This window comes from Geodermatophilus sp. CPCC 206100, assembly GCF_048569675.1.
Taxonomy (GTDB): Bacteria; Actinomycetota; Actinomycetes; order Mycobacteriales; family Geodermatophilaceae; genus Geodermatophilus.
This window is the reverse complement of sequence record NZ_JAQISV010000074.1, coordinates 1-5,565: the sequence shown is the minus strand read 5'-3', so window position 1 is coordinate 5,565 and position 5,565 is coordinate 1. Positions and strand designations below refer to the sequence as shown.

At 77.1% G+C, this 5,565-nt stretch carries 9 protein-coding genes; 5 read left to right on the top strand and 4 right to left on the bottom strand.

Annotated elements, in window-relative coordinates; genetic code table 11:
* Positions 1-462, top strand: a 462-nt coding sequence (locus PGN05_RS24080) for a C40 family peptidase (RefSeq protein WP_419755113.1), incomplete at its 5' end; no start/stop codon positions are given.
* Between the two features lie 18 nt (positions 463-480).
* On the opposite strand, the gene PGN05_RS24075 is transcribed toward PGN05_RS24080, so the two are convergent.
* The gene (locus PGN05_RS24075) at positions 481-1,026 is read right to left on the bottom strand and encodes a hypothetical protein (protein ID WP_419755112.1); all 546 of its coding nucleotides are present in this window, start codon (positions 1,024-1,026) and stop codon (positions 481-483) included.
* Positions 1,027-1,054: 28 nt separating this feature from the next.
* Between PGN05_RS24075 and PGN05_RS24070 the strand changes: the two genes are divergently transcribed.
* Genes PGN05_RS24070 through PGN05_RS24060 form a run of 3 tightly spaced genes read left to right on the top strand, consistent with a single transcriptional unit; the run spans position 1,055 to position 3,325 of the window.
* On the top strand, positions 1,055-1,648 hold the full coding sequence (locus PGN05_RS24070; RefSeq protein WP_419755111.1) for a hypothetical protein: 594 nt from the start codon (positions 1,055-1,057) through the stop codon (positions 1,646-1,648).
* Positions 1,648-1,974, top strand: a complete 327-nt coding sequence (locus PGN05_RS24065; protein WP_419755110.1) for a DUF3817 domain-containing protein — start codon at positions 1,648-1,650, stop codon at positions 1,972-1,974. Before PGN05_RS24070 ends, PGN05_RS24065 begins: the two co-directional genes overlap by 1 nt.
* Positions 1,975-1,999: 25 nt before the next feature.
* On the top strand, positions 2,000-3,325 hold the full coding sequence (locus tag PGN05_RS24060; RefSeq protein WP_419755109.1) for a serine hydrolase domain-containing protein: 1,326 nt from the start codon (positions 2,000-2,002) through the stop codon (positions 3,323-3,325).
* A 7-nt stretch (positions 3,326-3,332) separates the two neighbouring features.
* On the opposite strand, the gene PGN05_RS24055 is transcribed toward PGN05_RS24060, so the two are convergent.
* A complete protein-coding gene (locus PGN05_RS24055) occupies positions 3,333-3,953 on the bottom strand; it encodes a pyridoxamine 5'-phosphate oxidase family protein (RefSeq protein ID WP_419755108.1) in 621 nt (206 codons plus the stop codon).
* Between the two features lie 23 nt (positions 3,954-3,976).
* Entirely contained in the window at positions 3,977-4,495 is a 519-nt protein-coding gene (locus PGN05_RS24050; protein WP_419755107.1) for a hypothetical protein, read from the bottom strand.
* A gap of 121 nt (positions 4,496-4,616) precedes the next feature.
* On the opposite strand from PGN05_RS24050, the gene PGN05_RS24045 reads away from it, so the two are divergent.
* Positions 4,617-4,868, top strand: coding sequence for a DUF3253 domain-containing protein (locus PGN05_RS24045; RefSeq protein WP_419755106.1), 252 nt, complete (start codon positions 4,617-4,619; stop codon positions 4,866-4,868).
* Between the two features lie 127 nt (positions 4,869-4,995).
* Here the strand turns inward: PGN05_RS24045 and PGN05_RS24040 are convergent.
* A partial coding sequence (locus PGN05_RS24040; RefSeq protein ID WP_419755105.1) for a DUF222 domain-containing protein occupies positions 4,996-5,565 on the bottom strand: 570 nt, incomplete at its 5' end.

Here is a 5,565-nt window from a genome sequence, read left to right as displayed (position 1 = left end):
CGCGCCGCCCTGGCCGCGGCGGCCACCGCGCACGCGGCGACCCCCGAGCGCGCCAGCCGCGCCGAGCGCGAGGCGCCCGCCGCCGCCGGCCCGGTCGTGGCCGACAGCGCCGCCGCGCAGAAGGCCGTCGACCGGGCCCTGGCCCAGCGCGGCAAGCCCTACGTGTGGGCCGCCGAGGGGCCGGGCTCCTTCGACTGCTCCGGCCTGGTGCTCTTCGCCTACCAGGCGGCCGGGGTCAGCCTGCCGCACTCCAGCCGGCTGCAGTCCCAGACGGGCCGGACGGTCTCCCGGGCCGAGGCGCGCCCGGGCGACCTGGTCGCCTTCTACAGCCCGGTCAGCCACATCGGCATCTACCTGGGCAACGGCCAGATGGTGCACGCGCCGACCTCCGGCGACGTCGTCAAGGTGGCCAGCGTCGACGACATGGGCACCACGCCGCGCTTCAACCGCATCGCCGGCTGACGCCGGGGCCCCTGGCCGTCAGGGCGGCGGAGGCCGATCGACCTGCTGCAGGAGCCCCCAGACGAACCGCGCCCGGACGCCGCCGGGCAGGTGGACCTCCCAGCGGGTGACCACGCCGGGGTCCACGCCGCTCGCCCCGGGCAGCCCGACGACGTCGTCGAGCACGTGCTCCCACACCCACAGCCGGCGGGCCGTGGCCCGGGGGACCGGTGAGCCCGGCGCCCGCACCAGGTGCTCGTTCAGCACGCTGCCGCCCGGGCCGGTGAGCACCTCCCAGTACAGGTGCGGCCACAGCGGCAGGGGCCAACGGCGGACCTGGACGTCGAGGTCGCCGAAGCGGCGGTCCTCCAGCTCGTCGGGCGGGCCCAGGACGGCGGTGCGCAGGGCCAGCCCCCGCGGTGCCCGCGGCGAGTGCTGGAGCGCCTGCCAGCGGGTGTGGGCGGCGTGCGCCTCGGCCCGGGTGGCCCCCAGCCGGGGCAGCGCCTCGGCCACCAGGTCGGGCCGGACGTCGGCCATCCGCCGCAGCAGGACCAGGCAGAACTCGCGCCGCGCCAGACCCCGCACGCCGGGCAACCCTGCCAGCATCGCCCCCGTGCTGATCCCGCCGGTCACCGCTGCCGGGATCATGGACGGGTCGGTCACGCTGGCGTTCCGCCGCTGGGACCGGCCCCTCATGCGGGCCGGCAGCACCCAGCGCACGCCGGCGGGGGTGGTGGAGGTCGTCGAGGTCACCGAGGTCGAGCCCGGCGACATCACCGACGACGACGCCGTGGCCGCCGGTGTCCCCTCCCGGGAGCGGCTGCTCCGGCTGCTCGACCGCCGCCCGGGCGCCCGCGTCTACCGGATGCGGGTGCGCGCCGCCGGGCCCGATCCGCGGGTGGCCCTCCGGGCGCGGGCGGACCTGACGGCCGGGGAGCGGCAGGAGATCGACGCCCGCCTGGACCGGTGGGATGCCGCCCGCAGCGACGGGCCGTGGACCCGCACGGTGCTGCGGCTGGTCGCCGAGCGACCCGGCGTGCGGGCGCCGGACCTGGCGGCGTCCCTCGGCCGCGAGACCCTGCCGTTCAAGCGGGACGTCCGCCGGCTCAAGGAGCTGGGCCTGACGCACAGCCTCCCCGTCGGCTACGAGCTCTCCCCGCGGGGCCGCGCGTACCTCGGCGCCGCGATCGGGGAGGATGGCGGGTGATGAAGCCGCACGCCGTCGCCCTCGCCTTCCGCGCCGTCGCCCTCGCCGAGGCCTGCTCTTGGGTGGGGCTGCTGTTCGGCATGTTCGTGAAGTGGGTGCTGCAGAGCTCCGAGCGGGGCGTGCAGATCTTCGGGCCCGTCCACGGCGGGGTGTTCGTCGCCTACGTCCTGGTCGCGCTGCTCGCCGCCCGGGTGCTGCGGTGGAACCTGGTCACCACCGGCCTGGCGCTGGCCGCCTCGATCCCGCCGCTGGCCACGCTGTGGTTCGACCGCTGGGCCACCCGCACCGACCGGCTGCCGCTGCCGGAGCCCGCGCCGACCTCCTGAGCCGCGGCTCGCTACGTTCGCGGGCATGCCCGGACCCGTCCTGCCGTCCACCGCCCGCCAGCTGCTCGCCCGGGTGGCCCGCGTGCAGCGCGACGGCCGGGCGCCCAGCCTGGTGGCCGGCGTCGTCCGGGACGGCGGGCTGGCCTGGTCCGCCGGGCGGGGGGCGGTGGCCGAGCCGCACACCGACGTCCAGTACCGGCTGGGGTCGATCAGCAAGACGGTCACCGCGGTCGCCGTGCTGCGGCTGCGGGACGAGGGCCGGCTGCGCCTCGACGACCCGCTGGACCGGCACGTCCCCGGCACGCCGCTGGGCGAGCGCACCGTCGGGCAGCTGCTCGCCCACGTCGCCGGTGCGGCGGCGGAGAGTCCCGGCAGCTGGTGGGAGCGGACGCCCGGCGGCTCGCTGGCGGACCTCGGGCTGGCCGAGGAACACGTCGTCCTCGGCGCCGCCCGCCGGTTCCACTACTCCAACGTCGGCTTCGGCCTGCTGGGGGAGCTCGTCGCCCGGGCCCGGGGGCGGTCCTGGGAGGACGTCGTCCGGGTCGAGGTGCTCGCGCCGCTCGGGATGGACCGGACGACGCCGCGGCCGGCCGCCCCGGCCGCGGAGGGGCTGGCCGTGCACCCGTGGGCGGACGTCGTCCTGCCCGAGCCGGAGCACCACGCGGGCGTGATGGCGGCGGCCGGCCAGCTGTGGGCGCCGCTGACCGACCTCGCGCGCTTCGCCGCCTTCCTGCTCGGCGACACCGGCGACGTGCTCGACGCCGCGACGCTGGAGGAGATGACCGTGCCGGCCGGGGTGGACTCCTCCGCGCCGGGCTGGTCGTCCTACGGGCTGGGTGTGCAGGTGCTGCGGGTGGACGGGCGGACCCTCGTCGGCCACGGCGGGTCGATGCCCGGCTTCCTGGCCGGGGTCTTCGTCGACCGAGAGGAGGGCACCGGGGCCGTGTCCCTGGCCAACGCCACGAGCGGGCCCGAGCCGGTGGTCTTCGGGCTGCTGGCCGACCTGCGGGCGGCCGAGCCGCGGGTCGTGGACGCGTGGGCACCGTCCGCGCCGGCGGTTCCGCTGGAGTGCCTGGGGGTCTGGTACTGGGGTCCCTCGCCGGTCCTGCTGCGGGCGCTCCCCGGCGAGCTGCTGCACCTCGGGCCGGTGCCCGGCCGGGCCGGCCGGGCCAGCCGCTTCACCCGCCGGGACGACGGCACGTGGGTCGGCCTGGACGGCTACTACGCCGGCGAGCCGCTGCGGATCGCCGACGACCACCTGGATCTCGGCACGTTCGTGTTCACCCGCACCCCCTACGACCCCGCGGCGCCGGTGCCCGGCGGGGTGGACGAGGACGGCTGGCGGGCCTGAGGCCGGGTCAGGACGCGGGGTAGAGGCCGACGGCGTAGCCGGGGCCGTAGTGCTCCTCGAGGTCGGCCAGGGTGTCGCCCGGCCGCTCCAGCGCCTGCGCGATGCGGGCCCGGGAGGGGACCGCGTCGGGGTCCCAGGTGGCCGGGTCCCACAGCGCTGAGCGGAGGAACGCCTTGGCGCAGTGGGAGAACACCTGCTCGATGGCGACGACCATCGCGAGCACGGGCCGGGAGCCCCGCACGACCATCCGGTCGAGCAGCTCCGGGTCGGTCACGAGACGGGCGCTGCCGTTGATGCGCAACGTGTCCCCGCGCCCGGGCACCAGGAAGAGCAGCCCGACCCGCGGGTTCGCGAGGATGTTCCGGTAGCCGTCCGCGCGCCGGTTCCCGGCCCGCTCCGGCAGGGCGATGGTGCGGTCGTCGAGGACGAGGGTGGCACCGGGCGGGTCGCCCTTCGGGGAGACGTCGCAGCTGCCGTCGGCGCCGCTGGTGGCGACCAGACAGAGGGGCGAGGCCGCCAGCCACTGGCGGTCCAGCTGGTGCAGGGCGGTGCGCTCCTTGGCCAGCGCGGCCGGAGCCGGCTCGCCGAGCAGCGCGCGCAGCTGGGCCTCGGTGGTGATCTCGTCCACGGCCCGGAGTCTGCCGCGCCGGCTCAGCGGCGGTCGAAGGCGTCCATCGTCGTCTTCACGACCGCGCCGTACACGAGGTGCGGAACGAGGTCGCTGGCCCAGTCGGTGGCCGACCAGGTGCGGGGGTCGGTGATGCCGAGCGCGGTCATGGGGCCGTTGGCCGCGACCAGCACTCCGGCGGTGGTGAGCAGCGTGCCGACGAGCGGCTGCGAGCGGAACCCGGCCGCGCGCACCAGCCCCACGAGGACCCCGACGCCCACGCCCGCGACCAGCCCGGTCAGCGGGCCGAGCCCCTGCACCCGGTTCTGCCGCGTCTCGCCGTCCCCGGGGATGGGGACGTGCACCTTCCGAGCGAGCGTCTCGACGGTCTGCTCGGGCGTGGAGCTGCTGCCGCGACCGCGCACCGCCATGTCCAGGTAGGTGACGGCGTTCAGCGCGGTGCTGCCCGCCGCGCCGGCGGCCGCCCCGCGCAGGGCCCAGCCGAGCGGGCTGATGCCGCGACGTCCCTTGCCGACGATCCCCACCGGGGTGCGCTTCGCCATGGCGCCGCCCTACCCGTGTCCGGCTGGAGCACACGCCTCCGCCCCGGTCACCGGGCCGCTCGCCGCCGGCGGTGGCAGCGGACCAGTGGCGCGGATCCGCCGTGGTCCGCAGGCTGGGGGCGTGGACGACGTCGACGACCGGCTGGAGCGGACCATCGAGGCGCTGCTCGACGCCCGGCGGGACGGTGCGTCGATCTGCCCCTCGGAGGCCGCCCGCGCCGTCGACCCCGCCGGCTGGCGCGACCTCATGCCCGCGGCCCGCGCCGCGGCCGGTCGGCTCGCCGCCGGAGGTCGGGCCGAGGTCACCCAGGGCGGCACGGTGGTCGACGTCAGCACCGCCCGCGGCCCCGTGCGGGTGCGCCGGCCGCGCTGACCTCTGGGCCTTGTCGGCCACGACGGAAACGAGACACCGCGGCTGGGCTGGTGACGCCGCGCCGCCACTGCACGCCGGCGCGGGCCGCACGCGGTGGAGGCGTGCGGCCGTGCGGCATCGCGGGAGGTCAGGCGGCGGTCAATCGCTCGGGTGGGAGGAGGATCTCGGTGCCGTCGGGTCGCCAGGTGCGCCATCGTCCGTCGGATCCGCGTTGGACCCGGAAGCCGTGATGGACCTCGGTGTGGTGCCGCTCGCAGAGCAGCGCGGAGTTCTCCAGCGAGGTCTGGCCGCCGTTGATCCACTCCAGCCGGTGGTGCACGTCGCAGAAGTGGGTCGGCGCGGTGCAGCCGGTGAACACGCAGCCGCGGTCGCGGTGCTCGACCGCCTTGCGCAGGTGCGGGGGCACGACCCGGGCGCTGCGGCCCAGGTCCAGTGGCAGCCCCTCGGGGTTGAGCACGAGGCGGGTGACGGTGGCGTCGCAGGCGATCCACCGGGCCCGGGCCGCGGAGACGGTGGCGCCGAACCCCAGCTCCGCTGAACCCGGTCCGGTGGTCGGGTCGGCCGGGTCGGACAGCGGGATGGTGACCGCGACGTGCGGCTTCACGGTGCGCAGCACCGGCAGCGTCCCCGACGCCAGGGCCAGATCGCACAGCTGCACCAGCGCATCCCCGAGCTGCTGGGCGCGGGTGCGCAGGTC